The sequence below is a fragment of the Actinocorallia aurantiaca genome (assembly GCF_039533685.1).
In the GTDB taxonomy this organism is placed as follows: Bacteria; Actinomycetota; Actinomycetes; order Streptosporangiales; family Streptosporangiaceae; genus Actinocorallia; species Actinocorallia aurantiaca.
The window spans coordinates 425,644-450,151 of the sequence record NZ_BAAATZ010000002.1; the positions used below are offsets into that span (position 1 = coordinate 425,644).

Here is a 24,508-nt window from a genome sequence, read left to right on the forward strand (position 1 = left end):
CTTTTGCGTGTGTGCGCCGATTCGTCCAGAGTAAGAAAATTACCGTTCTTGTGAGAATTTAGTACTTTTCCCGGCACAAAAGCCGTGCATACCTTTCCCGGAGCGCACCACACGACCCGGGGAGGACGCATGGGCGAGGTCGCACTGGGCGGGGGAGATCTCTTCCTCGTCTCCATGGTCGCGGTGATCGCCCTGCTGGCCCTGGCGGTCGCGGGCGGGCTGGTCCGCGAGGTGCTGGCGGCGGGTCAGGGCACCCCCCGGATGCAGCAGATCGCGCTGGCCGTGCAGGAGGGGGCGAGCGCCTACCTCAAACGCCAGTTCCGCACGGTCGGCGTCTTCGTGGTGCTGATACCCCTGCTCCTCCTGCTGCTGCCCGCGGAGGGCGCGGGGGTGCGGATCGGCAGGTCGGTCTTCTTCGTGCTCGGCGCGCTCTTCTCCGGGATCACCGGATTCGCGGGCATGTGGCTGGCGGTCCGGGGAAACGTCCGGGTGGCCGCCGCGGCACGCGACGCCGGGGAGCGGACCGCGATGCGCATCGCCTTCCGGACGGGCGGGGTCGCCGGGATGTTCACCGTCGGGCTCGGCCTCTTCGGCGCGGCCCTCGTCGTGCTGGTCTACCGGGGCGACGCGCCCGTCGTCCTGGAGGGGTTCGGGTTCGGCGCGGCGCTGCTGGCGATGTTCATGCGGGTCGGCGGCGGCATCTTCACCAAGGCCGCGGACGTCGGCGCGGACCTGGTGGGCAAGGTCGAGCAGGGCATCCCGGAGGACGACCCGCGCAACGCCGCGACGATCGCCGACAACGTGGGGGACAACGTCGGAGACTGCGCGGGCATGGCGGCCGACCTGTTCGAGTCCTACGCGGTGATGCTCGTGGCCGCGCTGATCCTCGGCGGCGCCGCGTTCGGCGCGCAGGGGATGGTCTTCTCGCTGCTCGTGCCGATGATCGGTGTGGTCACCGCGGTGATCGGCATCTTCGCCGTGACGCCGAGGGCGCGGGACCGCTCGGGGATGACGGCGATCAACCGGGGCTTCTTCCTGGCCGCGGCGATCTCCGCGGTGGCGGTGGCGGTGGCGGCCTTCCTGTACCTGCCGTCCACCTTCGCGGAGCTGGACGGGGGCGTCCGGGTGGACGCCGACCCGCGGCTCGTGGCGATCGGCGCGGTGCTGACCGGCATCGTCCTGGCGGGCGCGATCCAGCTGCTCACCGGCTACTTCACCGAGACGAACCGCAAACCCGTCCAGGAGGTCACTCAGAGCGCCCGTACGGGCCCCGCGACGGTCATCCTTTCCGGGGTGGCCCTGGGCCTGGAGTCGGCCGTCTACTCCACTCTCCTCATCGCGGGGGCCATCTACGGCGCCTTCCTCCTCGGCTCCGGGAACACCACGGTCGCGCTGTTCGCGGTCGCGCTGGCGGGCACGGGACTGCTCACCACCGTCGGGGTGATCGTCTCGATGGACACGTTCGGTCCCGTCTCCGACAACGCGCAGGGCATCGCCGAGATGTCCGGCGACGTCAACGGCGAGGCCGCGGCCGTCCTCGAACGCCTCGACGCCGTCGGCAACACCACCAAGGCGATCACCAAGGGCATCGCCATAGCGACGGCCGTCCTGGCGGCGACGGCCCTGTTCGGCTCCTTCCGGACGACCGTGGAGGCGGCACTGGAGGAGGCGAGCGGGGACGCGCAGCGGGCCATCGGCGCCGCCTTCCTGGACTTCAACCTCTCGGTCGACCAGCCGAACGTCCTCATCGGCCTGCTCGTCGGAGCCTCCGTCGTCTTCCTCTTCTCCGGTCTGGCGATCATGGCGGTGGGACGGTCGGCGGGCCGCGTCGTCGTCGAGGTCAGAGAGCAGTTCCGCACCAAGCCCGGGATCATGGACTTCTCCGAGCGGCCCGACTACGACCGGGTGGTCGACCTCTGTACCAGGGACGCCCAGCGAGAGCTGATCACTCCGGGCCTGCTGGCGATCCTGACGCCGATCGCGGTGGGGTTCGCCTTCGGCTACGCCCCGTTGGGCGCCTTCCTGGCCGGGGCGATCGCCGCGGGAGCCCTGATGGCGGTCTTCCTGGCGAACTCCGGGGGAGCCTGGGACAACGCCAAGAAGGTCGTCGAGGACGGCAGCCTGGGCGGCAAGGGGTCGGAGGCCCACGCCGCCACCGTCATCGGCGACACCGTCGGAGACCCCTTCAAGGACACGGCGGGCCCCGCGATCAACCCGTTGATCAAGGTGATGAACCTGGTCTCGCTGCTGATCGCACCCGCCGTCGTCGCCGCGGCGGGCGACGCCGTCCTGCGGGCGGGCGTGACCATCGTGGTGGTGGCCGTGCTCGTGGCCGCGGTCGTCGCCTCCAGGCACCGCGGCGCCGCGACCGGGGCTCCGCTGCCGCGCGCCACCCGCCGATGAGGGCCCGTTCCGGGGGAGAGGAAGTTCATTCACGGAGTGGTGCTGGAGAGGCGCGTGGGACGCTTACGCTTGGGCCATGAATGGTGCTAAAGGGTTCGTCGCCGTCTTTGGTGGCATGCTCCTGGTCATGGCGATCTTGTGGTTTCTGGCATGGTCGGTCGCCCCGTGAGCAAGAGGCTGCTGGTGCTGCGCCACGCCAAGGCGGAGGTCGGGCTGGGCCTGGCCGACCACGAGCGCCCGCTGGCGGACCGGGGCCGGCGGGACTCCGCCGCGATGGGCGACTTCCTGCGGGCCCAGGGGATGGAGCCGGACCTGGTGCTCTGCTCCACCGCGCTGCGGACCAGGCAGACCCTGGAGGGGCTGGGCCTGTCCGCTCCCGTGCGGTTCGAGCGGTCCATCTACACCGGGGACGGCCGCGACCTCCTGGACCTGGTCCGCCTCGCCGGCGCTGAGGCCGAGGACGCCGGGACGATCCTGCTGGTGGGCCACAATCCGACGGTGCACGAACTGGTGATCGTCGTGGGGAACGAGCAGGTCGAGGACTTCCCCACCTGCGCGCTCGGCGTGATCGAACTGGCGGACTGGCAGGCGCATGGCGGCACGCTCCTGGACTACCGGACTCCCAGGACCATCTGATCCGGTTCGCGGCGAGGGGCGTACGGGCGGATCCCGGGGGGACCCGGGAAGGAGACCCCGCCGAGAGGACTCGGAGGAACCTTCAGGAGGCGTTCTCGGCGTCCGCCGCGTCCGCGGCCTCGATCTCGTCCCTGGAGATGCCCAGCAGGAAGAGGATCGTGTCCAGGTAGGGCACGTTGACGGCGGTGTGGGCGGCGCGGCGCACCACCGGCTTGGCGTTGTAGGCCACTCCGAGCCCCGCCGCCTGGAGCATGTCCAGGTCGTTGGCGCCGTCGCCGACGGCGACCGTCTGGGAGATCGGGACGCCCGCCTGGGCGGCGAACCGGCGCAGCGCGTCGGCCTTGCCCGCCCGGTCGATGATCGGGCCCACCACCCGGCCGGTGAGCCTGCCGTCGACGATCTCCAGGGTGTTGGCGGCGGTGTAGTCGATGCCCAGGTCGGCGGCGAGGGCGTCGGTGACCTGGGTGAAGCCGCCGCTGACGATGGCGAACCTGTAGTCCAGCCGTTTGAGGGTGCGCACCAGGGTGCGGGCGCCGGAGGCGAGTTCGATCCTGTCGCGGACGGCGTCGATGGCCGAGGCGTCCAGCCCGGCCAGCAGGGCGACGCGCTCGCGCAGGGAGCCGGCGAAGTCCAGCTCGCCGCGCATGGCGGCCTCGGTGATCTCGGCGACCTTGTCGAGCTGCCCGGCGTGCTCGGCCAGCAGTTCGATGACCTCGCCCTGGATAAGGGTGGAGTCGACGTCCATGACGATCAGGCGCTTGGCCTTGCGGTGCAGCCCGGCCCGCTGGACGGCGACGTCCACCTGGCGTTCGGCGGCCTCGGCGGCCAGCGCGGCGCGCAGCGAGGCGGGGTCGGCGCCGGAGACCAGCAGCTCGATCGCGGTCACCGGGTAGCTGGCGAGCCGTTCGATGCGGTCGATGTTGGCGCCGTGGCTGGCGATCCGGCCGGCCACCCCGGCCATCGCGGCGGGGGTCAGGGGGCTGCCCAGCACCGTCACGTGCAGCTGGGAGCGTTTGCGCCTGGTTTTTTTGGAGCCGCCGGGGGAGGACAGCTCCACCTCCATCTCCAGGTCGTCGGCCACCTTCTTGACCGCGTCCCAGAGGGGGTCCACCTCGGAGGTGTGGGTGACGAGCACGCCGAGGATCAGACGGCCGCGGATCACCACCTGTTCGACGTCGGAGACCTCGACCGGGAAGCCGGCGAGCGTGCCGAAGAGCCGGGAGGTCACCCCGGGGCGATCCTTGCCGGTCAGTGTGATGAGCAGCGTCCGTTCCATACCGATGCCAACGGTACCGTTCCGTAGCCGCCCGCCGGGCATCGAGTCCAGCATTCGGACGATCACCGCACGCCCCTCCGTGCAGAGCTTCCGGGACCGCCCCGTTGACCTTTCCTTTCCCTCGCCGGAGCGTAGGCTCCCGGCTCTGGTCCGACCGGATTCAAAGGAATGCGGCTCGGCCCGCAAGCCTTCGGAGAGGCAACGCGTCATCTCACCGTCCCGGCTGGCGGGCGCCTGGCGTTTCGACGGTGTCCGCCGGCATCCCGTCCCCTTCGGAGAGGCCCATCCTGAGAACAGGGCCGTCACGAGGAAGAAGGACGGGCGATGGACGGGTCACTCGTCGCTCGCCGTCCTCGACGGCGGGGTGATCGCCGTGAGCGGAATGGTCGGTCACCGGGCCCTGGTGTGTCCGCGTGAGCTTCTGGTCATGGCGGAATCGCCCTACCAACTGCGTTGAGACGGCAATTCCTGGACACGTGAACAGGGCTTCGGGCAAAGGCGACTGGTCTCCCAGGCCCCCGACGGCCGAGGCGGCCGCTACGCGATCGGCGTGAGGTTCTCCCGATCCTCAGAGGACGCGAAGATCCTCCACCGCACCGCCTCGGGCCGCCGGACCGGCCAGGGCTGGAGGCCGATCGCCGTGTTCCGCATGTCCGGCACCGCCTCGTTCTGGGCGGTGGGCGAGGAGAAGGACCGGCGGTACGAGAAGAGGCTGCTCATGAGGGACGAACGATGAGCGCGCACGGCCCGCGCCGCGGGTCGCGTCCGCGAGGGCGGTGTCGCGGAGATCACCCCTTGGCTCCGGTGGTTCCGGGGAACTCATTCCCCGGAAGTAGCGAAGGCGAATGGTCTGGCTCTGGAGACCGATCCCGAATTGTTCGGTGGCGCAGTAGCTTTGGAAGGGGCACAAAGCCGCCCTGCGGACCGGACTGGAGGACGGTGACCCACTACGCTGACCACAGGCCGCTCGCAGGGTCGCTAGGCGCGGTGGTGTAATGAACCACCGCAAGGAGATCGTCATCGAAACTGGTATGAACGTCGCAATCAGGTACGCAGCGGGTTCCGACATCGGTTGCAACCGGGAGAACAACGAGGACTCCGGTTACGCCGGTCCTTTCCTGCTGGCCGTAGCGGACGGGATGGGCGGTTACGCCGGCGGCGAGGTCGCCAGCTCCACCGTCGTCAACGCGCTGCGCCGGTTCGACGCCCCGGTGGCGGACGTGGAACTGCAGAGCACCCTGGCGCGGGCCGTCTCAGAGGTCAACAAGGCGCTGGGCCAGGCGATCTCCGCCCATCCCGAACTCAACCGGATGGGCACGACCCTGACGGCGATGTTGTGGAACGGCACCAGCAGGTTCGCGATCGCCCACATCGGCGACTCCCGGGCCTACCTCCTGCGGGACGGCGTGCTCTTCCAGATCACCAGCGACCACACCCTCGCCCAGCTCCTGGCCGACGGCGGCGACGCCGGGGAGAACTCGCACCTGTCCCACATGCTCTTCAAGGTGCTGGACGGCGGCCCCGACCGCGACCCCGACCTCGCGCCCAGGGACGCCCGGCTCGGCGACCGCTACCTCCTGTGCTCCGACGGATTGTCGGGCCCGGTCGGCCCGCAGGAGATCTTCGACATCCTCTCCGCCGAGAAGGAGCGCGAACGGGCCGTGGCCAGGCTCATCGAGGCCGCGCGCGCCCACGGGGGACCCGACAACATCACCTGCGTCGTGGCAGATGTGCTCGAGGCAGAACCAGGCGGCCCGATCCAGCGTCCCACCCTGGTGGGAGCGGTCGCCGGAACCTGACCATCACGGTCTGGTCCCGCAACGATTCCCCGGCTTGACAGTCGCAGTGGTCAGGCCGGTATAAGGGGTCAACAAAGGGACGAGAGATCGGGTGGAGGCTTTCATGACGGGGGTCGCGGCGCTGAGCCGTCCCGTCGGGACGGCCGCGGGCAGGATCGCGGCGATGGCGGCACTCGCGGTGTCCGTCGCCTTCGCGCACGGGGTCCACGACCCCGGCGTCCTGTGCCCTCTCCGAGCGTTGACCGACATCCCTTGCCCTTTCTGCGGCGGCACCACCGTCTTCATCGAGCTGGGGTCCGGGCATCTGCTCCGGGCGCTGGCGGCCAATCCCCTGGTGTTCGTCGGAGCCATGGTCTTCGCCGTGGCGCCGCTGGGGCTCGGAGCCCGATGGCGGACGTGGAAACCGCAGGTGCGTGCCTGGATTCTCGGCACCGCCATAGTGGGTTCCGGTATCTGGCAATTCGTCAGGTTCGGAATCTTCTGACAGCGCACGCCGAACCCGGCTGACGCAACGGCACATTCACAAGGAGAGAGTCAACGTGGGAAACCCCCCCTACGACCCGTACGGCCAGCAGCAGCCCGGCTACGGGCAGCAGCAGCCCGGTTATGGGCAGCAGCCCCCCGCGAACCCCTACGGCGGTCCGCAGACGCCTCCGCCGCAGCCTCAGGCCTACCAGGCCTCCCCGCCCCCGGCCTACCCCGCGCAGCCCGCCTTCCCCGCGGCCGCGCAGCCGCAGTACGGCGTGCCGCAGCAGCAGCCCTACGGCTTCGCGGGCGGCGCGTACGGCGCCTACGCCGGCTGGGGCTCGCGGTTCGCCGCGACCCTGGTCGACGGCCTGATCGCCGGCATCCCGGCCGGTGTCCTGGCCGGTATCGGCGCGGCCATGAGCGCGTCCACCCTCGAGTACGACCCCGTCACGGGAACCACCACCACGAGCGGCGGCAGCGGCGCGGGCATCCTCCTCTCGCTGCTGGGCTACGCGGTCGCCTTCGCGGTCATGCTCTTCTTCCTCTACCAGCAGGGCACGACCGGCCAGACGCCGGGCAAGAAGCTCACCAACATCCGGGTGATCAGCGAGCAGACCGGACAGCCGATCGGCTTCGGTATGACGTTCGTGCGCTACCTCGCGCACATCCTGGACGGGCTCCCCTGCTACCTCGGCTACCTGTGGCCGCTGTTCGACGCCAAGAAGCAGACCTTCGCCGACAAGGTCATGAACACCGTCGCCGTCCGGTCGGTCTGACGTTCTCGTTTCGGGCGGGGCGTCCCTCCAGGGACGCCCCGCTTGTCGTTTATCCCGGAGGTCTCCCTTGCACGAGGGCCTGGTACTCGCCGATCGGTTCGAGCTGCTCAGGAAGATCGGCCAGGGAGGCATGGGCGCGGTCTGGGAGGGCCGTGACACGGCGCTCGGCCGCCGGGTGGCGATCAAGACCCTCGCGGTCAGCCCCACCGAGGACGCGGTCCGGCGCTTCCGCGGCGAGGCGCAGATCGGGGCCGGCCTCTCCCATCCGGGGATCATGGTCGTCCACGACATCGGCCAGTACGAGCAGACGCTCTACCTGGTCATGGAGCACCTCGAGGGCCGGGACCTCAAGATCCTCCTGGAGGAGGGGCCCCTCCCGCTGGAGCGGGCGCTGGAGATCGCGGCCGAGCTGCTCGGCGCGCTGGGGGCGGCGCACGCCCAGGGCGTCGTGCACCGGGACGTCAAACCCGGCAACGTGATGATCCTGAACAAGGGCGGCCTGAAGATCCTGGACTTCGGGATCGCGCGGTTCACCGACGCCACGATGACGGGCTCCGTGGTGGGGACGCCCGCCTACATGGCGCCCGAGCAGTTCACCGGCAGGACCGAGGTGGACGGCCGGTGCGACCTCTACTCCTTCGGGATCCTGCTCTACGAGATGGTCGCCGGACGGCCGCCGTTCGAGTGCACCACGCTGCCGGAGTTCGTCTACGCCCACCTTCAGAAGGTGCCGGACCCTCCGCGTGCGTTCCGTCCCGACCTCCCGGAGTCGCTGAACCGCCTGATCGTCGACCTGCTGGCCAAGGATCCCGCCGACCGGCCCCGGACGGCCGAGGCGGCCCTGAGCCGGCTGGAGTTCGTGCGGGACGAGCTCCGGCAGGCGCCGTCCCAGACGTTCGGCGCGAGTTCCCCCTCCTCCCCGCAGCGGACGCCGCCGCCGTTCGGAAGCCCCGCCGCGGGCCATTTCACCCAGGGGCCGGCCACGCCTCCGCCCCAGCGGACGCCGCCGCCGTTCGCGGGCCACGTCCCGGGGCACGCCGCTTACGGGCCCGCCACGCCTCCGCCTTCGGAACTGCCGTTCTCCCAGCAGTCGCGGCCGTCCGCCCAGAACTCCCCGTACGGCGCGAACCACGGCCACGGCTGGGCGCCCACCCAGCCGTCCTACCAGCGCCAGGCCCCTCCGCCGCCGTTCGTTCCGGGGTATTCGCCGCCCCAGCAGGCCTACGGCCAGGCCCGGGGGGCGGGACGCCCCGCCCCCTACTGGCGCAGGGTCGGCGCGTTCATGATCGACTGGTGCCTCGGCTTCTTCCTCGTGATCATGTTCCTGGTCGTGGTGACCTGGGAGGACCCGGCGGACGCGGAGCTCACCGACGCCCAGGCCGGCGCCATGTTCCTCGTCTGGGCGATCGTGTACTTCGGCTACGGGATGATGGAGGGCCTGCTCGGCTTCAGCCCGGGCAAGGGCATGTGCGTGCTCCGGGTGGTGGACGCCCGGACGGGAGAGCGGGTCGGGCTGGTCCGCGGAGTCGCCCGGGTCTTCGCCCAGATCATCAACTGGTGGTCGCTGCTCGTCGGCTACCTCAACCCGCTGTGGGACCCGCAGAAGCAGACGTTCGCCGACAAGGTGTGCGGCACCAGGGTCGTCCAGGGCTGAGCGGTGTCATCTCGCGGGTTCGAAGACCGCGCCGTGGGCGGCGACCCGGGCGCGGCGGACCGCCTGGTCCAGCAGGGTCAGCGCGTCGGCCCTGCGGAGCATCTGGCCCGCCGTGAGGTTGTGCCCGGCGGTGGCGTCGGCGAGGTCGAGGATCAGGGTCAGCCGGGTGGCCAGCGCGTCGACCCGGTGGGCGCGGGCCGGGTAGCCGGGGGCGAGCCCGCTGTCGGCGTCGTCGCGCAGCGCCTTGAGGACGCCCGAGCGGTCGCCGTTGATGTCGTCCAGGCCGCTCATGATCTCGGTGACCTCGCGCATCGCCAGGGCGAGCCGGCGTTCGGCGTCGGCCAGCGACGGGACGTCCGGGAGCGCGGACCGGGCGGGGAACAGCTCCCAGCGGGTGCCCTGGTAGGACGAGCCGCGCCGGTCCTCGACCGGGACCAGGCCCACCGCCGAGCCGTCCAGCAGGACGATGACGCCCTCGCCGGCCTCGACCGCCGCCTGGTTGAACTCGGCGGGCCCGGTCAGGCCCAGCGGATCCCCCGGGGCGGGCAGCGCCAGGCGCAGCCCGGTGAGGCCGCGCGGGCGCAGGTCGGCCAGCCAGGAGCGCAGGGTCACCTGCCCCGCCAGGTGCGGGCCGCCGCGCTCGACCGCGTCCACGGCCTCGTCGAGGCCGACATGGCCGGTGAGCCAGGCGTTGGCCCAGGCGACCAGAGTGGGAGAGGGACGAGAGCCGTGCATGAGAAACACGATAACCGGCTTTCGGAGCATCTCCTCGGCGGTGCGCCGGGACCTTTCCACGATTCCCGCGGAGCCGGGGTCGTGGTCTCCGCCTGCAATAGGGTTGACGCTGGAGGATCTTAATGAGCGGTGAGGTACTGAGGCTCGAGGGCGTCGTGATCCGGCGCGAGGGAGCCGTGTTGCTCGACGGTGTCGACTGGACGGTCAGCGAGGGCGAGCGCTGGGTGGTCATCGGGCCCAACGGAGCGGGTAAGACGACCCTGCTCCAGGTGGCGGCGACGACCCTCTATCCGACCGAGGGCCGGGTGGCGGTGCTGGGGGAGACCCTGGGCCAGACCGACGTCTTCGAACTGCGGCCCCGGATCGGGTTCGCCAGCGCGGCGGTGGCCGAGAAGGTCCCGTCGGGGGAGACGGTCATGGACCTGGTGCTGACCGCCTCCTACGCCATCCTGGGGCGCTGGCAGGAGGAGTACGACTCGACGGACGTCGGTCGCGCGGTCGCCCTGCTGGAGGCTCTGGGCTGCACCGAGTTGGTGCGCAGGCGCTTTAACACCCTTTCCGAAGGGGAACGCAAGCGTGTCCAGATCGCCAGGGCGCTGATGCCGGATCCGGAGCTGCTCCTGCTGGACGAGCCCGCCGCCGGGCTCGACCTGGGCGCGCGCGAGGAGCTGGTGACCAGGCTGGCCCGGCTGGCCGCGGACCCGGCGGCTCCGGCGATGGCGGTGGTCACGCACCACTTGGAGGAGGTGCCGCCGGGGTTCACCCACGCGCTGCTGCTGCGCAAGGGCGGGGTGGTGGCCGCCGGCCGGATCGAAGAGGTGCTGACCGGCGAGAACCTGGGCGCCTGCTTCGGCATCCCGTTGCAGGTGGAGCGCTTCAACGACCGGTGGTACGCCCGTTCTGTCGGGAGATGACCCTGAAGTAAGGATGATCTGGGTCGCTCTCTACGATCGGTCAGCATGACACCGTGGGAAGCGATCGCGATCTTCGCGGCGGGCGCCGCGGCGGGCGGGATCAACGCCGTCGTGGGATCGGGCTCGCTGATCACCTTCCCGACGCTGGTGGCGCTGGGCTATCCGCCGGTCCTGGCCAACGTCTCCAACAACATCGGGCTGGTGCCGGGCTCCATCGCCTCCTGCTGGGGGTACCGCAAGGAGCTCGCCGGGCAGGGCGGGCGGCTGCTGCGGCTGGGCGCCGGCTCGCTGCTCGGCGCGCTCGCCGGCGGGCTGCTGCTGCTACGGCTGCCCGAGTCGGCGTTCCAGATGATCGTTCCGGTGCTGATCGCGGTCGCGCTGGTGCTGGTGGTGGTGCAGCCCAGGGTCAACCGGTGGGTGCAGAAGCGGCGGAAGGGCGACGTCGGGCACGGCGGGCCGCTGCTGTGGATCCTGGTCTGCCTGGCCGGGGTCTACGGCGGTTACTTCGGGGCGGCGCAGGGCATCCTGCTGATCTCGCTGCTGGGGATCTTCCTCCCCGACGACATGCAGACCGTCAACGGGATCAAGAACGCGCTGACCGGGATCGTCAACGCGACGGCCGCCGTGCTGTTCGTCTTCATCGCCGAGGTCGACTGGGCGGTGGTGGGCCTGATCGCCCTCGGCGCGACCCTCGGCGGCTACACCGGGGCCTCGGTGGGCCGGAAGCTTCCGCCCTGGGCGCTGCGAAGTGTCATTGTCTGTGTTGGTTTGGTGGCGATTGTGAAACTGCTCACGGGGTAGAACTCGAATATGAGTTCTATTCATGGGGGTGGCCGGTGAAGGGCGACCGGGTCGAGATCGTGGTGGAGTCCGGAGGGGACGTGCTCCGGACGTACGACGTCGTCGCCACCAAGGCCGGACGGCGGGTGGAGATCACCAACCGGCGCGGGGTGATCGAGGTCAGCGAGGTCACCCGCACCGGCACCCCGGTGCGCACCGCGCGGTTCATGGCCAGCCGGGTCGTCGCCCTGGTCGAGCACCCGATGGACGGCGAGGACTGACCCGACGGGCCCGGGCCGCCCGTCCGCTCAGATCGGGCGGACCTGCACGGTGCCCGTCTCGCTGATCCTGGTGTCGAAGGCCGGCTGGCGGCTCGTGGCGGGGCCGTCGACGACCGCGCCGTCGTCCACCCGGAAGGTGCTGCCGTGCCAGGGGCACACCACGCAGATCTCGTCGTGCACCCGCACCACCCGGCCCTGGTGCAGCGGGCCCGCCAGATGGGCGCAGGCGTCGGCCAGCACCCGGACCTCGTCCCCCAGGCGCAGCACGAAGAGGTCGATGTAGCCGAGGGAGCGGTGCACGGGCCAGCCGTCCGGCAGTTCCTCCAACCGGCACAGGTCGTGCCAGCCCAGCGGGACGAGATGGGTGATCGACGGGGCGTGGTTGGCCCCCGCGGCCTGGCGGAAGGCCAGATGCCCGCCCAGATAGCTGCCCGCCATCATGCTGGTGAGCCCGGCGAAGCTCAGCATTCTGCCCACCCCGTGGTCGCCGCGGACCCGGGCCAGCAGGGACGCCCCGTACAGCAGGTTGGTGGCGCCCATCACCATGGCGTGGACCAGGCCGACCCGCTGCTGCTCCCGGTGCAGGCTCGACCAGTCGGTCAGGCCGGTGAGCACCGTCGGCACCGACGAGGCCAGCCCGAGGGTGAGCAGGATGCGGGAGGCCCGCTGGGTGCCGGGGAAGAGGTCCAGCAGGGCGGTCGAGCAGTAGGCCCCGATGGGGAGGTCGGTGAGGGGGGCGTGCACGGGGTGCCCGAACTGCACCCCGTGCAGGGTGTTGCGCAGCGGGCCCGGAGGCAGGGCCTTGCGGAGCGCCTTGGAGAGGATCCGGATCGGGCGGTCCAGGGCCGAATCCAGTTCCAGGCGCTCGGCGAGCGCCACGGGGTGGGCCCTGGTGATGGTCCTGGACCCGTTCCTGGCGATCCCGCCTGCTCGTTCACGATTCACTGGCTGACTTCCCATCTGCCTTGTACGGGCATCTTCGACGGTCATCCACCTTTTCGAAGACGTTCCCCTTCCGGGCGGAGGGATAACGGTGACGAGGGGGACAGATGGATCAGCTGATCCTCTCCAGCCGCACAGGAACCCCGTTGAACACGGCGTTACCGGACAGGACGTCGATCTCCTGCTCGTCCGTCAGGGAGTTGACGCTCACCCCGGCGTTGGCGGAGGCCACCCGCGTCCTGGTGCCCGGCCGGGCATGGCCCCAGCCGTGCGGCAGGCTCACCACGCCCCGCATGATCTCGTCGTTCGGCTCCGCCTCGACCTCGACCTCGCCGGCCCGCGAGGAGACCCGGACGATATCGCCCGCCCCGATCCCCAGCTGCCCGGCGTCCTCGGGGTTCAGCCGCAGCGTGCAGGCGTTGGAACCCCCCACCAGCTCGGAGATGTTGTGCATCCAGCTGTTGTTGGAGCGCAGGTGGCGGCGGCCGATCAGCACGAACCCGTCGGCGGGACGGGAGGCGCGGAGCCGCTCCAGGTCCTTGGCGAACAGCTCGGGGCACAGGTCGACGCGGTCGAGGACCATGACCTCCTCCAGCCTGGGCTGGAGCGGGCCGAGGTCGAGGCCGCCGACCGTCTCCTCCAGGGTGAGGCCGTAGGGGCCGAGCCGGAGCATCATGTCCAGCCTGGTCTCGGCGCTCGGCGGGCCCAGCTCGGCCCGCAGGTCCTCCCTGCCCGCCTTCTTCAGGGTGGTCTGGATGACGAACTCGTCCACGTCCTGCGGGCTCGCCCCGGTCAGCTCGCCCGCCAGCCGGGCCAGGATCTGCGACTCCGACGGCCGGTCGCCCCGGTCCGCGACGGGAGGGGAGTAGCGCACGTAGTTCCGGACGGTGAACGACAGCAGCGCGACGTCGTAGTGCGGGGTGCGGGTGTGCGGGGGCGGCGGCAGGACCACGTCGGCGTGGCGGGTCGTCTCGTTGACGTAAGGGTCGACGCTGACCATGAACTCCAGGTTCTCCAGCGCCCTGCCGATCCGGTCGCCGTTCGGCGCGGACAGGACGGGGTTGCCGCCGACGGTGATCAGCGCCTTGATCTGGCCTTCGCCCTCGGTCTCGATCTCCTCGGCGAGGGTGGCGACCGGGAACTCGCCGTTGACCTCGGGAAGGCCGCGGACCCGGCTGTGCCAGCGGCCCGTCCGGTAGGGGCGGGAGCGCCTGCCGAAGGAGTGCGCGGCTTTGGGGAACATCGCGCCGCCGGGCCGGTCCAGGTTGCCGGTGAGCACGTTCAGGGCGTCGATCAGCCAGCTCGCGAGGGTGCCGAACTCCTGGGTGCAGGTGCCGATCCGGCCGTAGACGACGGCGGGGTCGGCGGCGGCCAGCTCGCGGGCGATCTCCCTGACGGTCTCCGCCGGGACACCGGTGACGGGCTCGGTGGCCTCGGGGGAGAACTCCTCGGCGAGCTCGCGCAGCTGCTCCAGGCCGTCCACCTCGTGGCGGAGCCGGGTGAGGCCCTCGGCGAACAGGGTGTGGACGAGGGAGAACAGGAACCAGGTGTCGGCGCCCGGACGGAGCGGGACGTGCCGGTCGGCCAGCTCGGCCGTCCGCGTGCGGCGCGGGTCCACCACGACGAGGCGCCCGCCCCGGCGGCGCAGCGCCTTCAGCCGGCCGGGGAAGTCGGGGGCCGAGCAGAGGCTGCCGTTGGACTCCAGCGGGTTGGCGCCCAGCATCAGCAGGTAGGAGGTGCGGTCCAGGTCGGGGACCGCGATGGCCAGCGGGTCGCCCAGCATGTAGCCCGCGCTGACGTGCTTGGGCATCTGGTCGGAGGTGCTGGCGCTGTAGAAGTTCTTCGTGCCGATGCCCTTGATGAGCAGCCCGCCGTAGAGGGAGCCCGCGACGCTGTGCGCGCTGGGGTTGCCCAGGTAGACGGCGACGGAGTCCTTGCCGTGGGTCTCGATGATCCGGCGGAGCTCGCGCCCCGCGGTCTCGAAGGCGTCCTCCCAGGCCGCCTCGGCCCCGTCGACGAGCGGCGCCGTCAGCTTGTCGGGGTCGTTGTCGAGGCGCCCGAAACTCGCGCCCTTGGGGCAGATGAAGCCCTTGCTGAACGGATCGTTCTTGTCGCCACGCACTTTGACGACCTTGTCGTCGCCGTCCATGGTGAGCTCCAGGCCGCACAGGGCCTCACACAGCGGACACGTCCTGAGCGCGATTCGGGTCATAAAGGTATGTAACCACTTACCCCTTCTCTTCAACAGAGCGAGGCGCACCGCCTCCGCCGCGTCCTCCGCCGCCGGAACGCCCTCGACGGGCTCGCCCCAGCCGTCCAGCACCCGCCAGCCGCCCAGCGTGACCACCGGGACGCCGATCCGGCGGGCCAGCGCCAGCTCCGAGAGCGTCCCCCAGGACCCGCCGATGATGATCACCGCCTGCGCCGAACGTACCAGGACGGCGTTGCGGGCCTCCCCCATGCCTGTGGATATCCGCACGGTCAGGTAGGGGTTGGCGCCCTCGTCGTCTCCCCCCGACAGCACTCCGACCGTCACCCCGCCCGCCTCCCAGGCGGCGCGGGCGGCGGCCTCCATGACCCCGCCGTAACCCCCGCAGAGGAGGGTCACCCCCTGCTCGGCGAGCAGCCGGCCCACCTCCAGCGCGTGCGTCACGTCCTCGTCCCTCGGATCGGCCGGACCGCAGACGGCTATCTGCATCGTGAACCCCTTTCGTGTCTCGCGGCGAGATACCTGTGAACCTGCCCCCTACGGAAGGCCGGCGATGGCATGGTGACGTCTGTGCGGGCGGACGACTCGGCTCTGATCGCGGAATCCCTGCGAAGACCCGAGGCGTTCGCGGAGCTCTTCGACCGCTACTCGGGCCTGCTCTACCGCTATACCTCACGCCGCCTCGGCCCGGAAAGCGCCGAGGACCTCGTAGGCGACACGTTCGCGGTCGCCTTCGCCAAACGCGCCAGGTACGACCCGGCCTACACGGACGCACGCCCATGGCTGTTCGGCATCCTCACCAAGCTCATCTCCCGCCACCGCCGCCGCGAGGCCGCCCGCTACCGAGCCTGGGAACGCAGCGCCCCGCCCGCCGTGTACGCGGAGTCCCCGACGGACCGTGTGGACGCGGAGGTGACGGCCCGGGCATCACGCGGCGAGCTGGCCCTGGCGCTGGCCACGCTGTCGGCCGGGGACCGGGACGTGCTGCTGCTCGTGGCCTGGGGCGACTTCACCTACGAGGAGGTCGCCCGCGCCCTGGCCATCCCGACCGGAACCGTCCGATCGCGCCTCAACCGCGCCAGACGCAAGGTCCGCGCCGCCCTGGGCGAGGTCAACCCGCTGGAAGGAGAGTGACGATGGACGACCTGCAGATGCTGCGCGACCTCGGCCACGATCTGGAACACGAACCCCCCGCCTCCCTCGACCGCCAGCGGAACCGAATCAACGGCCCCCGTTCCCGCCGCTGGACCCGTCCGAAGGGCTGGCTCGTCCTGGGCGTCGCCGCCGCCGTCACGGCCTCCGCACTGCTCGTCCCGCGCCTGCTGCTCAGCACCGAGATGGATTATCTGGACGTTCTGGAAGACCCGGGTTCCGTCACGGAACCGAAGCCGACCAAGGACGTGAACATCCTGGTACTCGGCTCGGACAGCCGAGGCGGCCGGAACCAGAAGGAGGCCGACCGCTTCGCGCGGTCCGACACGATCATCGTGGCGCACGTTCCCGCCGACGGGCGCGGAGTGAAGATGGTGAGCATTCCACGCGACACCCTTGTGGACGTCCCGGACTGTAAGAACGCGGACGGCAGGACGGTGCCCGGGAGCCGGGCGGTGATCAACGTGGCCTTCACCATCGGTGGTGCGGAGTGCGCCCGGAAGACCGTCGAGAACCTGGGCGGCATCACCCTCGACCACACGATCGTCTTCGACTTCATCGCCTTCAAGAGGGTGGTCGACGCGCTGGGCGGCGTAGAGGTCGAGATCGAGACCGAGATCAGGGATCCGGAGGCGAAACTGTCGCTCCACAAGGGGCTCCAGACCCTGAAGGGGGAACAGGCGCTCGGCTACGTCCGTGCGCGTCGCGGTCTCGGTGACGGCTCCGACCTGGGACGGATCAAGCGACAGCAGGAGGTGATGGAGGCCGTCGTCGAGAAGTCCGAACCGCTGCTCGGCGACCCGGCGAAGGCCATGGACCTGGCCAAGGCCGTCGCCCCTGCTCTGAAGGAGGGCCAGGGCCTGACCGTGAGCAGGATGCTGCAGATCGTCTTCGTGTTCGCGCAGTCCGGCGACCATGAGATCGACTTCCTCACCGTGCCGTGGAAGCCCGACCCGGAGGAGCCCGACCGCCTCGTCCTGAAGCAGCCCGAGGCAGAGAAGCTCTGGCAGACCCTCCGCTGAGAGTCTGGAACCCTTCTCCGGGTACGGACAAAAGGGGAATGTGACCCTCCACAGCAGGACCGATCCCGAGTTGTGGGGCGCGGCCCTGGCGGGGGACGAGCAGGCTTTCGGAGAGCTGTTCGCCCGCCATGGCCGCGCCATCTACAACTACTGCTTCCGCCGTACGGCCGACTGGGCGGCGGCGGAGGACCTCGCCTCGGTCGTCTTTCTGGAGACGTGGCGGCGGCGCGGGCACGTCCGGATGGACGAAGGCTCGCTGCTCCCGTGGCTGTACGGGGTGGCCACGAACGTCCTGCGTAACCACCAGCGCTCGCTTCGGCGGTACGGTGCGGCGCTGGCCCGCATTCCGGAGCCGGTTCCCGCGGAGGAGGACGCCGACCTGGTGGCGGCCCGGCTGGACGACCAGTGCCGCATGCGCGAGGTCCTTGACCGGATCGGGCATCTTTCCCGCCGTGACCAGGAGCTTCTCTCCCTGTGCGTCTGGGAGGAACTGACCTATGCCGAGGCGGCGGCCGCCCTCGGGATCCCCGTGGGCACCGTTCGCTCCCGCCTCAGCCGGATCCGCGCGAAGCTGAAGGAACCACCCTTGACGCTCGGACATAAAGGGGTAAACGGCACATTCAGGGAGGAACTGTCATGAGCTCTCTGCCCCCTCGACGGGACCTGCCTGATCTGCAGACCCGGAGGAACCATCTGATGTCCGAGATCAGTACCCCGCCCCGGAAACCCACACGCCGTCTCCTCTTCGGCGGTCTTCTCGCCGGTGCCGCCGCGACGGTGGCCGGAGGCGCCGCCGCGGCCCTTCTGATCGTCCCGGCGGACCGGCCCCCTTCGCGACCGCCCGTCCCCGGGCAGAGCGGCCCGCTTCGGCTCATCGCGGCTTCGGAGGTCCTCGCCCGGGCCTCGGAAAGGGCGGGCGATGAACCCGAGTTCGACCCTGCGCCCGGCCAGTACCTCTACTTCCAGAGCAGGGAGGAGCATGATCTGTTCGGCCGCGTGTACCGGAGCAAGCCCCCGTGGGGGCCCGGCGAGGGCGTCCTTCACAGGAACAGGTCGTTCAGCCGTGATGAGGCCTGGTACCCGGTGGGCGGCCGGAGTCCGGGGTTCCGCTGGAGCAGCGGGGAGACCTTCGAGGGGCCCTGGCCGGGAGAGCACACGCCACTGAAGGTCAGTGGGCCCGGCTGGATCTGCGAGAGCTACCGGAACGTCAGTGAGGCGGGGAGGAAGGACCCGAAGGTCGAACCGGACTGCAAAGCGGGCGACGATCACTACCGCGACGACCTGCCCACAGACACCGAAGGCATGTACGAGCGGCTCTATGCCGGCGGCCGGAAGGAGGCGAACCCGTCGGACGTCGCGGCTTTCCGTGAGGTCGGTGAGATCGTCCGAGGCTACTATTTGCCGCCGAAGAGCCGTGCGGCCCTGTTCTCTGCGGCGGCTCGGATTCCCGGCACGACCGTGACCGGGAACGTCACCGACCTGGCCGACCGCGTGGGCATCGCCGTCGGCCAGGCCTGGGGCGGCGTCCGCTACGAGTTGATCTTCGATCCCGTCACCTTTGCGTTCTTCGGCGAGCGCGAGGTCGTCGACTTCGATGACTCCTTCGAACCCGCCGGAGCCGGGCCCGGCCCCTTCCTCCGGACTCCCGACCCCGAAATGGCCCGGTACATGAAGCCCGGACACGTCCTCCGCCAGTCCGTGGACCTCCGCATCGCCTTGGTGGACGAGCGCGGCCAGAGGCCCTGATCCTTCCGCCGGAAGCCCCCGCCGACGTCCTCGGCGGGGCTTCCGTGCGTCCGGGACCACCTGGTGTGTTGCGCCGAGCGTCGGCGGCGCTGTCCTTGTCGAGGGATTATGTGTCGGCATGTGACAAAGATCAAGAAGCGTAGAAGAGGCCCGACTCGTTGAGTAGTGAGTGAAACGAGGTCGGAAGGGTACCGATTTGCAACTCGGTGTGCTTCAAACTGTCCAAGGTGTCCGATATGTTGCGCCTTACTTCCTGGTAACCATAGGAATCGGCTGGTGAGAACGGTGCGTGCAGCAAGGTGAAGCTTCCAAGGTTCGGACGGTCGGCGACCGGTGTGCTGGCGGGGGCGGCCCTGGTTCTGGGGCTGTCGACGGCACCTGCGGTCGCGGAGCCCGAACAGCTCACGGCCGGGTACACGAAGGCCGACAGCGGGGCGAAGATCACGGATGAGCGCTGGGTGGACGGGCGCACCGTCGACGTCACGATCGACACGCCGGGGATCGCCGGCATCGATCCCAAGGCGCGGATCCTGGTGCCCGAGGGGTGGAGCAAGGACGCGGCCCGGACCTGGCCGGTGCTCTACGTGCTCTCCGGCGGGCCCGACACCTACACCATCTGGAGCGACAAGACCGACATCGAGGAGACCGCCGCGGGCGACGACGTCATCGTCGTCATGCCCGACTCGGGCAAGGGCGGCGGCTTCGTCGACTGGTACAACGGCGGCAAGGGCGGCGACCCCAAGTGGGAGACCTTCCACACGAAGGAGCTGTCCCAGCTCGTCGAGCGCAACTTCCGGGGCGGCACCTCCCGGGCGATCATGGGACTCTCCTCCGGCGGGTCGGGCGCGCTGATGTACGCCACCCGCAACCCGGGCTTCTACAAGTACGTGGCCTCCTACAGCGGCATAGCGCACATCACGAAGCCGGGCATCCCCACGATCATGCTGCTGTCGGACGTGATCGACGGCTCCACCGAGAACCCGAACCCCTACGGGAAGCTGGGCGACCCGCTCTGGGACCGCTGGAACTGGCTGGAGCACGACCCGTACGTCAACGCCAGCACCCTCCGGGGCACCGGCGTCTACCTCTCCTCCGGCACGACGGGCCTGGTCGGTGAGCTGGACCTGACCCTGCCCGAGGTCATCGAGGAGAAGAACGGCGACGCCGTCGAGGTCGTCAAGGCCTACGCGGCGGGTTCGATCAGCGAGAAGCTCATCGGCATGACCAACGAGGACCTCGCCGCCCGCCTCAAGGCGATGAACATCCCCGCCACCGTGCACCTGTACGGGAACGGCCTGCACAGCTGGCCCTGGTGGAACCGCGAGTACAAGCTGGCCTGGCCCCTGATCATGAAGGCGCTGAACGGCTAGCCGAGAACGCGAGAAGGGCGGGCACCCCCTCAAGGGGATGCCCGCCCTTCTTCGTCAGAGGCGGATCGGGGTCAGTCGGTGACGCCCAGGCCCTTGGCGACGGAGTCGCCCAGGTCCTTGTGGACGTTGGTCCAGTACTCGACGATCCGCTTCTTCATGTCCGAGGTGACCTCGGGCTTGGAGGCGTGGCCCACGACGTTGGAGACCATGTTGGCCCGGTCGGTCTCGGACAGGACGTTCTCCCACAGGGCCCGCGGCTGGCCGTAGTCGTCGTCCTCGCTGTGCAGGCGGTAGGCGCTGCGGACGATCTCGCCGGTGAGGGCGTAGCTCTCGCCCTCGTACAGCGCCGGGTCGGCGGCCGGGCCGCCGAACGAGTTCGGCGCGTAGTGCGGGCCGGACGGCTGATGGAAGGCCATCGGGCCGTCGAAGTTGTAGGAGTTCACCAGCGACTTCGGCTGGTTGACCGGAAGCTGCAGGTAGTTCGGGCCGATCCGGTAGCGGTGGGTGTCGGCGTAGGAGAACAGCCGGCCCTGGAGCATCTTGTCCGGGGACGGGCCGATGCCGGGCACGAACGCCGACGGCTCGAAGGCGGCCTGCTCGATCTCGGCGAAGTAGTTCTCCGGGTTCCGGTTCAGGGTGAACCGGCCGATCGTGATCTCGGGGTAGTCGGCGTGCGGCCACACCTTGGTCAGGTCGAACGGGTTGAACCGGTAGTCCGCGGCGTCCTCGAACGGCATGATCTGCACGTTGACGGTCCACGACGGGTGGTCGCCCCGCTTGATGGCGTCGTAGAGGTCGCGGATGTGGAAGTCGGGGTCCTGGGACTGGATCGCGGCGGCCTCGCCGTCGGTGAAGTTCCGGACGCCCTGGTCGGTCTTGAAGTGGTACTTCACCCAGAACTTCTCACCGGACGCGTTGTACCAGAGGAAGGTGTGGGACCCGAAGCCGTGCATGTTCCGCCAGGAGGCGGGCGTGCCGCGGTCGGTCATCAGGAAGCTGACCTGGTGGGCCGACTCGGGGGACAGCGTCCAGAAGTCCCACTGCGCGTTGTGGTCGTGCAGATGGTTGTCCGGACGGCGCTTCTGGGTGTGGATGAAGTCGGAGAACTTCTGCGGATCCCGGATGAAGAAGATCGGGGTGTTGTTGCCGACGATGTCGTAGTTGCCCTGATCGGTGTAGAACTTGAGCGCGAAGCCGCGCGGGTCGCGCGCGGTGTCGGCGCTGCCCAGCTCGCCGGCGACCGTGGAGAAGCGCAGGAGGAGCGGGGTCTCCTCGCCCTTCTGGAAGAGGTCGGCCTTGGTGAACTGGCTGATGTCCTCGGTGATCTGCAGGGTGCCGTACGCGCCGCCGCCCTTGGCGTGGACGACGCGCTCGGGCACACGTTCCCGGTTGAAGTGCGCCATCTTCTGGATCAGGTAGTGGTCCTGAAGCAGAAGCGGGCCGTTGGCCCCGACGGACTGCGAGAACTCGTCGCTCGGCGCGGGGGCTCCGTTGTCGTCGGTGGTGATCGGCCTATCGGTCATGGGTGTCCTCCCTGACAAGAGGGGCACAGGCCCCAATAGATGACGTCGGCCTCATCGACCTTGAATCCGGCGTTGGCCGCCGGTTCCAGGCAGGGCGCGTGCCCCACCGCGCAGTCGACGTCGGCCACCGCGCCGCACTGACGGCATACGAGGTGGTGGTGGTTGTCCCCGACCCGGGACTCGTACCGGGCCGGGCTCCCGGCGGGCTCGATCCGGCGAAGGATCCCCGTGCCGGTGAGCGCGTTGAGCGCCTCGTAGATGGCTTGAGTGGAGACGTGACCGACACGCTCCCGCACCTTCTCGGCCACTTCCTCGGCCGTGAGGTGCCGTTCGAAGCGCAGGCACTCCAGGATCGCGACCCGGGCGGACGTCACGCGGAGTCCGGCCCCGCGCAGCTGCTCGGCGGAAGATGCCTTCTCGGTCATGTCCATCATTGAACCCCATAAACACGATTGAGTCAAGAAAACGAGATGATCAACTCTAGTTGTCCCTCTGGTATCGATGATCCCGGTAACGCCGTCAAGGTACGAATCGGTCTCGGGTCCCCTGCCGGATTGCGCACCCGGAGGGTGACCGGGGGATGATGTGCGGGTGACCGAAACAGGGACTCCGCTACGGAGAAGGCCGGCCCAGCGACGCTCCGCCGAACGGGTCCAGCGGATGCTGGACGCCTGCGCCGAGATCCTTGACGAGTCGGGCTACGAGGGGCTGTCCACCACCCGGATCGCCCAGCGCGCGGGCGTCGCGATCGGCTCGGTCTACCAGTTCTTCCCCGACAAGCGGGCGGTCGCCCAGGCACTGGCGCTGCGCAACCTGGAGCAGTTCGGCGAGCGCATCGGCGAGCTGCTGGCGGCCGGCTCGATGGACCGCTGGTCGGCGACCGTCGGACGGGCGATCGACATCTTCGTCGAGATGCACCGGACGGTGCCCGGCTTCCGGATCCTGCGCTTCGGCGACGTGGCCGACCTGCACCTGCTGGACGACTCCGCGGACAACAACGCCGTGGTGGCGCAGCGGCTGCGGGAGCTGATCGTCCAGTCCACCGGGGTGGCCGACACCCCGCGCCTGGAGCGGGCCTTCTCCATCGCGGTGGAGTCGGCGGACGCGCTGATCAAGATGGCCTTCCGCCGCGAACCCGACGGCGACGACCAGGTGATCGACGAGGCCAAGGAGCTGATTCAGAACTATCTCTCCACCTATCTGGACAGATAGCCAAGAGGGGTCTATAAGTTCCTGAAATGGACTTCAACTGGCTCCAGGCGCAGAACCGATTCCTCGTCCGCCAGCGCTTCACCCTCATGGTGAACAAGTACGAGGTGCACACGCCGGGCCCGGACGGGAGCGAGCAGCACCTCGTCGCCTTCGCCCAGCAGAAGCGGATGGCGTTCAAGGAGCAGGTGACGCTCTACACCGACCAGACCAAGCAGTACGCGCTGGCCTCCTTCAAGGCCCGCCAGCGCATCGACCTCGGGGCCACCTACGACATCACCGACCACGAGGGCCGGCCGATCGGCAGCTTCCGCAAGGACTTCAAGCGCTCCCTGACCAGTTCGACCTGGCACCTGGAGCAGCCGGGCCTGGGGGTGACGACGGGCACCGAGCGCAACCAGACGGTGGCCATCCTGCGCCGGGTCTGGGGCTTCATCCCCTTCCTGGGCGACCTGCCGTTCGCCTGGCCGTACCACTTCGACTTCACCGCGGGGGGCGCCCACCCGGTCTTCTCCGTGATCAAGAAGTTCGGCCTGCGGGACAAGTACGTGGTGGAGATCCACGACCCGAGGATCGACCGCAGGCTGGTCCTCGCCCAAGCGGTCGCGCTGGACGCCTTGCAGAGCCGATAGCGCACCTCACTGTAAAAAGAGCCACATTCGCGGACATTACTTCGTTGGTAAGGCGTCCCGGCGTGGTGAATGTCACCATGGGGATATGACCGGTGACGAACTGGCACAGGGGTCGGCGGAAGAACCGGCGTGGCCGCGCAGCGGAACCATCGGCGGAGTCCCCTTCGTCGCGCTGCCCCCCACCTCGGTGGACGCGCCCGCGCGGGACGGCCTCATCGTCTGCTGGCACGCCTTCGACCCGCCCCGCACCGAGGCCGCGATGGCCGCGGCGCTGCCCATGACGGGCGTGCCCGTCTGGCGGGTCTACCTGGGGCTGCGGCTGCCCGACCCCGCCGACCGCGACTACCTCCAGCTGCTCGGGAGCACCGTGGAACGCGCCGTCGCCGAACTGCCCGAGGCCGTGGAGGGCCTGCGCGAGCTGCTCGGGCAGGGCGACGGGGCGATCGGGCTGGCCGGGCACGGCGAGGGCGCGCTGGCCGTGCTGCTGGCCCTGGCCGAGCAGGAGGTCCCGGTGTCGGCCGCGGCGCTCATCGCCCCGGTGTCCCGGCCCTCCCTGGTGATCGAGGCCAGGGAGCGCCGCTTCGGCGCCTACTCCTGGACGCCCGAGACCCGGGCGGTCGCCGAACGGCTCGACCTCACCGCGCGGGCCGCCGAGATCGCCCGGGCCGACCCGCGGCTGCTGCTGGTCGCCGGCGCCAACGACCTCCTCATCCCCGCCGGGCAGGTCGAGGAGCTGCGCGGGCTGCTCAGCGAGGCCGGGATCACCTCCGCCGAGGCGGCGACCTTCCGCATGGGCCACGCGCTGGCCGCCGAGCCCGGCATCGAGCCCAAGCCGCCGCTCACCGCCGCGGTCAGCGTCGACGCCGCCCTGACCGACTGGTTCCGCCGCCACCTCAGCACGCACACCCCCAAGACGACCAGGCCGCTGGCGATCAACCTCGGCTGAGGCCCCCGACCCGGGCGAGCTCGCCCCTGACCAGC

Annotated in this window: 24 protein-coding genes; 18 read left to right on the top strand and 6 right to left on the bottom strand. The window is 69.9% G+C overall.

Annotated features, from left to right (window positions below):
* The first annotated feature begins 129 nt into the window (after window positions 1-129).
* Together ABD327_RS02885 and ABD327_RS02890 are read left to right on the top strand one after the other, a co-directional pair.
* Window positions 130-2,403 (top strand): sodium-translocating pyrophosphatase, encoded by a 2,274-nt coding sequence (locus ABD327_RS02885; RefSeq protein ID WP_344448506.1) that lies wholly within the window; start codon window positions 130-132, stop codon window positions 2,401-2,403.
* Window positions 2,404-2,568: 165 nt separating this feature from the next.
* A complete protein-coding gene (locus tag ABD327_RS02890) occupies window positions 2,569-3,039 on the top strand; it encodes a SixA phosphatase family protein (RefSeq protein ID WP_344448507.1) in 471 nt (156 codons plus the stop codon).
* An 82-nt stretch (window positions 3,040-3,121) separates the two neighbouring features.
* On the opposite strand, the gene serB is transcribed toward ABD327_RS02890, so the two are convergent.
* A complete protein-coding gene (gene serB, locus ABD327_RS02895) occupies window positions 3,122-4,315 on the bottom strand; it encodes a phosphoserine phosphatase SerB (protein WP_344448508.1) in 1,194 nt (397 codons plus the stop codon).
* A gap of 550 nt (window positions 4,316-4,865) precedes the next feature.
* Here serB and ABD327_RS02900 point away from each other — a divergent pair.
* The 5 genes from ABD327_RS02900 (at window position 4,866) to ABD327_RS02920 (ending at window position 9,012) form a co-directional block, all read left to right on the top strand.
* Window positions 4,866-5,051, top strand: coding sequence for a hypothetical protein (locus ABD327_RS02900; protein WP_344448509.1), 186 nt, complete (start codon window positions 4,866-4,868; stop codon window positions 5,049-5,051).
* A gap of 259 nt (window positions 5,052-5,310) precedes the next feature.
* A complete protein-coding gene (locus ABD327_RS02905) occupies window positions 5,311-6,114 on the top strand; it encodes a PP2C family protein-serine/threonine phosphatase (RefSeq protein WP_344448510.1) in 804 nt (267 codons plus the stop codon).
* Window positions 6,115-6,217: 103 nt separating this feature from the next.
* A complete protein-coding gene (locus tag ABD327_RS02910) occupies window positions 6,218-6,598 on the top strand; it encodes a DUF2752 domain-containing protein (RefSeq protein WP_344448511.1) in 381 nt (126 codons plus the stop codon).
* A gap of 55 nt (window positions 6,599-6,653) precedes the next feature.
* Window positions 6,654-7,358 carry an RDD family protein gene (locus tag ABD327_RS02915; protein WP_344448512.1) on the top strand — a complete coding sequence of 235 codons (705 nt, stop codon included), beginning with the start codon at window positions 6,654-6,656 and terminating at the stop codon, window positions 7,356-7,358.
* Window positions 7,359-7,425: 67 nt separating this feature from the next.
* The gene (locus tag ABD327_RS02920; protein WP_344448513.1) at window positions 7,426-9,012 is read left to right on the top strand and encodes a protein kinase domain-containing protein; all 1,587 of its coding nucleotides are present in this window, start codon (window positions 7,426-7,428) and stop codon (window positions 9,010-9,012) included.
* A 6-nt stretch (window positions 9,013-9,018) separates the two neighbouring features.
* Here ABD327_RS02920 and ABD327_RS02925 read toward each other — a convergent pair whose 3' ends face one another.
* On the bottom strand, window positions 9,019-9,747 hold the full coding sequence (locus ABD327_RS02925; protein ID WP_344448514.1) for a hypothetical protein: 729 nt from the start codon (window positions 9,745-9,747) through the stop codon (window positions 9,019-9,021).
* Between the two features lie 122 nt (window positions 9,748-9,869).
* Between ABD327_RS02925 and ABD327_RS02930 the strand changes: the two genes are divergently transcribed.
* Genes ABD327_RS02930 through ABD327_RS02940 form a run of 3 tightly spaced genes read left to right on the top strand, consistent with a single transcriptional unit; the run spans window position 9,870 to window position 11,722 of the window.
* Window positions 9,870-10,661 (top strand): ABC transporter ATP-binding protein, encoded by a 792-nt coding sequence (locus ABD327_RS02930; RefSeq protein ID WP_344448515.1) that lies wholly within the window; start codon window positions 9,870-9,872, stop codon window positions 10,659-10,661.
* A gap of 45 nt (window positions 10,662-10,706) precedes the next feature.
* Entirely contained in the window at window positions 10,707-11,462 is a 756-nt protein-coding gene (locus ABD327_RS02935) for a sulfite exporter TauE/SafE family protein (RefSeq protein WP_344448516.1), read from the top strand.
* A gap of 35 nt (window positions 11,463-11,497) precedes the next feature.
* Complete coding sequence (locus tag ABD327_RS02940; RefSeq protein ID WP_344448517.1) at window positions 11,498-11,722, top strand: hypothetical protein; 225 nt, start codon at window positions 11,498-11,500, stop codon at window positions 11,720-11,722.
* A gap of 27 nt (window positions 11,723-11,749) precedes the next feature.
* Here the strand turns inward: ABD327_RS02940 and ABD327_RS02945 are convergent, their stop codons facing one another.
* Together ABD327_RS02945 and ABD327_RS02950 are read right to left on the bottom strand one after the other, a co-directional pair.
* A complete protein-coding gene (locus ABD327_RS02945) occupies window positions 11,750-12,667 on the bottom strand; it encodes a Rieske (2Fe-2S) protein (RefSeq protein ID WP_344448518.1) in 918 nt (305 codons plus the stop codon).
* A 109-nt stretch (window positions 12,668-12,776) separates the two neighbouring features.
* Window positions 12,777-15,362 (bottom strand): TIGR00725 family protein, encoded by a 2,586-nt coding sequence (locus ABD327_RS02950; protein WP_344448519.1) that lies wholly within the window; start codon window positions 15,360-15,362, stop codon window positions 12,777-12,779.
* Window positions 15,363-15,431: 69 nt separating this feature from the next.
* On the opposite strand from ABD327_RS02950, the gene ABD327_RS02955 reads away from it, so the two are divergent.
* From ABD327_RS02955 to ABD327_RS02975, 5 genes are all read left to right on the top strand, one after another.
* Complete coding sequence (locus ABD327_RS02955) at window positions 15,432-16,007, top strand: RNA polymerase sigma factor (protein ID WP_344448520.1); 576 nt, start codon at window positions 15,432-15,434, stop codon at window positions 16,005-16,007.
* Window positions 16,008-16,009: 2 nt separating this feature from the next.
* A complete protein-coding gene (locus ABD327_RS02960) occupies window positions 16,010-17,047 on the top strand; it encodes an LCP family protein (RefSeq protein ID WP_344448521.1) in 1,038 nt (345 codons plus the stop codon).
* Window positions 17,048-17,087: 40 nt separating this feature from the next.
* Window positions 17,088-17,687: an RNA polymerase sigma factor gene (locus ABD327_RS02965; protein ID WP_344448522.1), complete on the top strand. Its 600-nt coding sequence runs from the start codon at window positions 17,088-17,090 to the stop codon at window positions 17,685-17,687.
* Entirely contained in the window at window positions 17,684-18,793 is a 1,110-nt protein-coding gene (locus tag ABD327_RS02970) for a CU044_5270 family protein (RefSeq protein WP_344448523.1), read from the top strand. The genes ABD327_RS02965 and ABD327_RS02970 overlap by 4 nt, the downstream gene beginning before the upstream one ends.
* A 299-nt stretch (window positions 18,794-19,092) precedes the next feature.
* Window positions 19,093-20,163 carry an alpha/beta hydrolase gene (locus tag ABD327_RS02975; RefSeq protein ID WP_344448524.1) on the top strand — a complete coding sequence of 357 codons (1,071 nt, stop codon included), beginning with the start codon at window positions 19,093-19,095 and terminating at the stop codon, window positions 20,161-20,163.
* Window positions 20,164-20,234: 71 nt separating this feature from the next.
* On the opposite strand, the gene ABD327_RS02980 is transcribed toward ABD327_RS02975, so the two are convergent.
* Both ABD327_RS02980 and ABD327_RS02985 read right to left on the bottom strand, forming a co-directional pair.
* Complete coding sequence (locus tag ABD327_RS02980; RefSeq protein ID WP_344448525.1) at window positions 20,235-21,686, bottom strand: catalase; 1,452 nt, start codon at window positions 21,684-21,686, stop codon at window positions 20,235-20,237.
* Window positions 21,683-22,111, bottom strand: a complete 429-nt coding sequence (locus tag ABD327_RS02985) for a Fur family transcriptional regulator (protein ID WP_344448526.1) — start codon at window positions 22,109-22,111, stop codon at window positions 21,683-21,685. Before ABD327_RS02985 ends, ABD327_RS02980 begins: the two co-directional genes overlap by 4 nt.
* Before the next feature lie 166 nt (window positions 22,112-22,277).
* Here ABD327_RS02985 and ABD327_RS02990 point away from each other — a divergent pair, with 166 nt between their 5' ends.
* From ABD327_RS02990 to ABD327_RS03000, 3 genes are all read left to right on the top strand, one after another.
* On the top strand, window positions 22,278-22,898 hold the full coding sequence (locus ABD327_RS02990; RefSeq protein WP_344448528.1) for a TetR/AcrR family transcriptional regulator: 621 nt from the start codon (window positions 22,278-22,280) through the stop codon (window positions 22,896-22,898).
* A 26-nt stretch (window positions 22,899-22,924) separates the two neighbouring features.
* A complete protein-coding gene (locus ABD327_RS02995; protein ID WP_344448529.1) occupies window positions 22,925-23,527 on the top strand; it encodes an LURP-one-related family protein in 603 nt (200 codons plus the stop codon).
* Between the two features lie 85 nt (window positions 23,528-23,612).
* Window positions 23,613-24,473: an alpha/beta hydrolase family protein gene (locus ABD327_RS03000; RefSeq protein WP_344448530.1), complete on the top strand. Its 861-nt coding sequence runs from the start codon at window positions 23,613-23,615 to the stop codon at window positions 24,471-24,473.
* Window positions 24,474-24,508: the final 35 nt, after the last annotated feature.

Coding starts and splice junctions, on each gene's coding strand:
- ABD327_RS02885 (WP_344448506.1), top strand. CDS start 130: ATGGGCGAGGTCGCACTGGGCGGGGGAGATCTCTTCCTCGTCTCCATG.
- serB (WP_344448508.1), bottom strand. CDS start 4,315: ATGGAACGGACGCTGCTCATCACACTGACCGGCAAGGATCGCCCCGGG.
- ABD327_RS02905 (WP_344448510.1), top strand. CDS start 5,311: ATGAACCACCGCAAGGAGATCGTCATCGAAACTGGTATGAACGTCGCA.
- ABD327_RS02910 (WP_344448511.1), top strand. CDS start 6,218: ATGACGGGGGTCGCGGCGCTGAGCCGTCCCGTCGGGACGGCCGCGGGC.
- ABD327_RS02925 (WP_344448514.1), bottom strand. CDS start 9,747: ATGCACGGCTCTCGTCCCTCTCCCACTCTGGTCGCCTGGGCCAACGCC.
- ABD327_RS02930 (WP_344448515.1), top strand. CDS start 9,870: ATGAGCGGTGAGGTACTGAGGCTCGAGGGCGTCGTGATCCGGCGCGAG.
- ABD327_RS02935 (WP_344448516.1), top strand. CDS start 10,707: ATGACACCGTGGGAAGCGATCGCGATCTTCGCGGCGGGCGCCGCGGCG.
- ABD327_RS02950 (WP_344448519.1), bottom strand. CDS start 15,362: ATGCAGATAGCCGTCTGCGGTCCGGCCGATCCGAGGGACGAGGACGTG.
- ABD327_RS02955 (WP_344448520.1), top strand. CDS start 15,432: ATGGTGACGTCTGTGCGGGCGGACGACTCGGCTCTGATCGCGGAATCC.
- ABD327_RS02960 (WP_344448521.1), top strand. CDS start 16,010: ATGGACGACCTGCAGATGCTGCGCGACCTCGGCCACGATCTGGAACAC.
- ABD327_RS02970 (WP_344448523.1), top strand. CDS start 17,684: ATGAGCTCTCTGCCCCCTCGACGGGACCTGCCTGATCTGCAGACCCGG.
- ABD327_RS02980 (WP_344448525.1), bottom strand. CDS start 21,686: ATGACCGATAGGCCGATCACCACCGACGACAACGGAGCCCCCGCGCCG.
- ABD327_RS02985 (WP_344448526.1), bottom strand. CDS start 22,111: ATGACCGAGAAGGCATCTTCCGCCGAGCAGCTGCGCGGGGCCGGACTC.
- ABD327_RS02995 (WP_344448529.1), top strand. CDS start 22,925: ATGGACTTCAACTGGCTCCAGGCGCAGAACCGATTCCTCGTCCGCCAG.
- ABD327_RS03000 (WP_344448530.1), top strand. CDS start 23,613: ATGACCGGTGACGAACTGGCACAGGGGTCGGCGGAAGAACCGGCGTGG.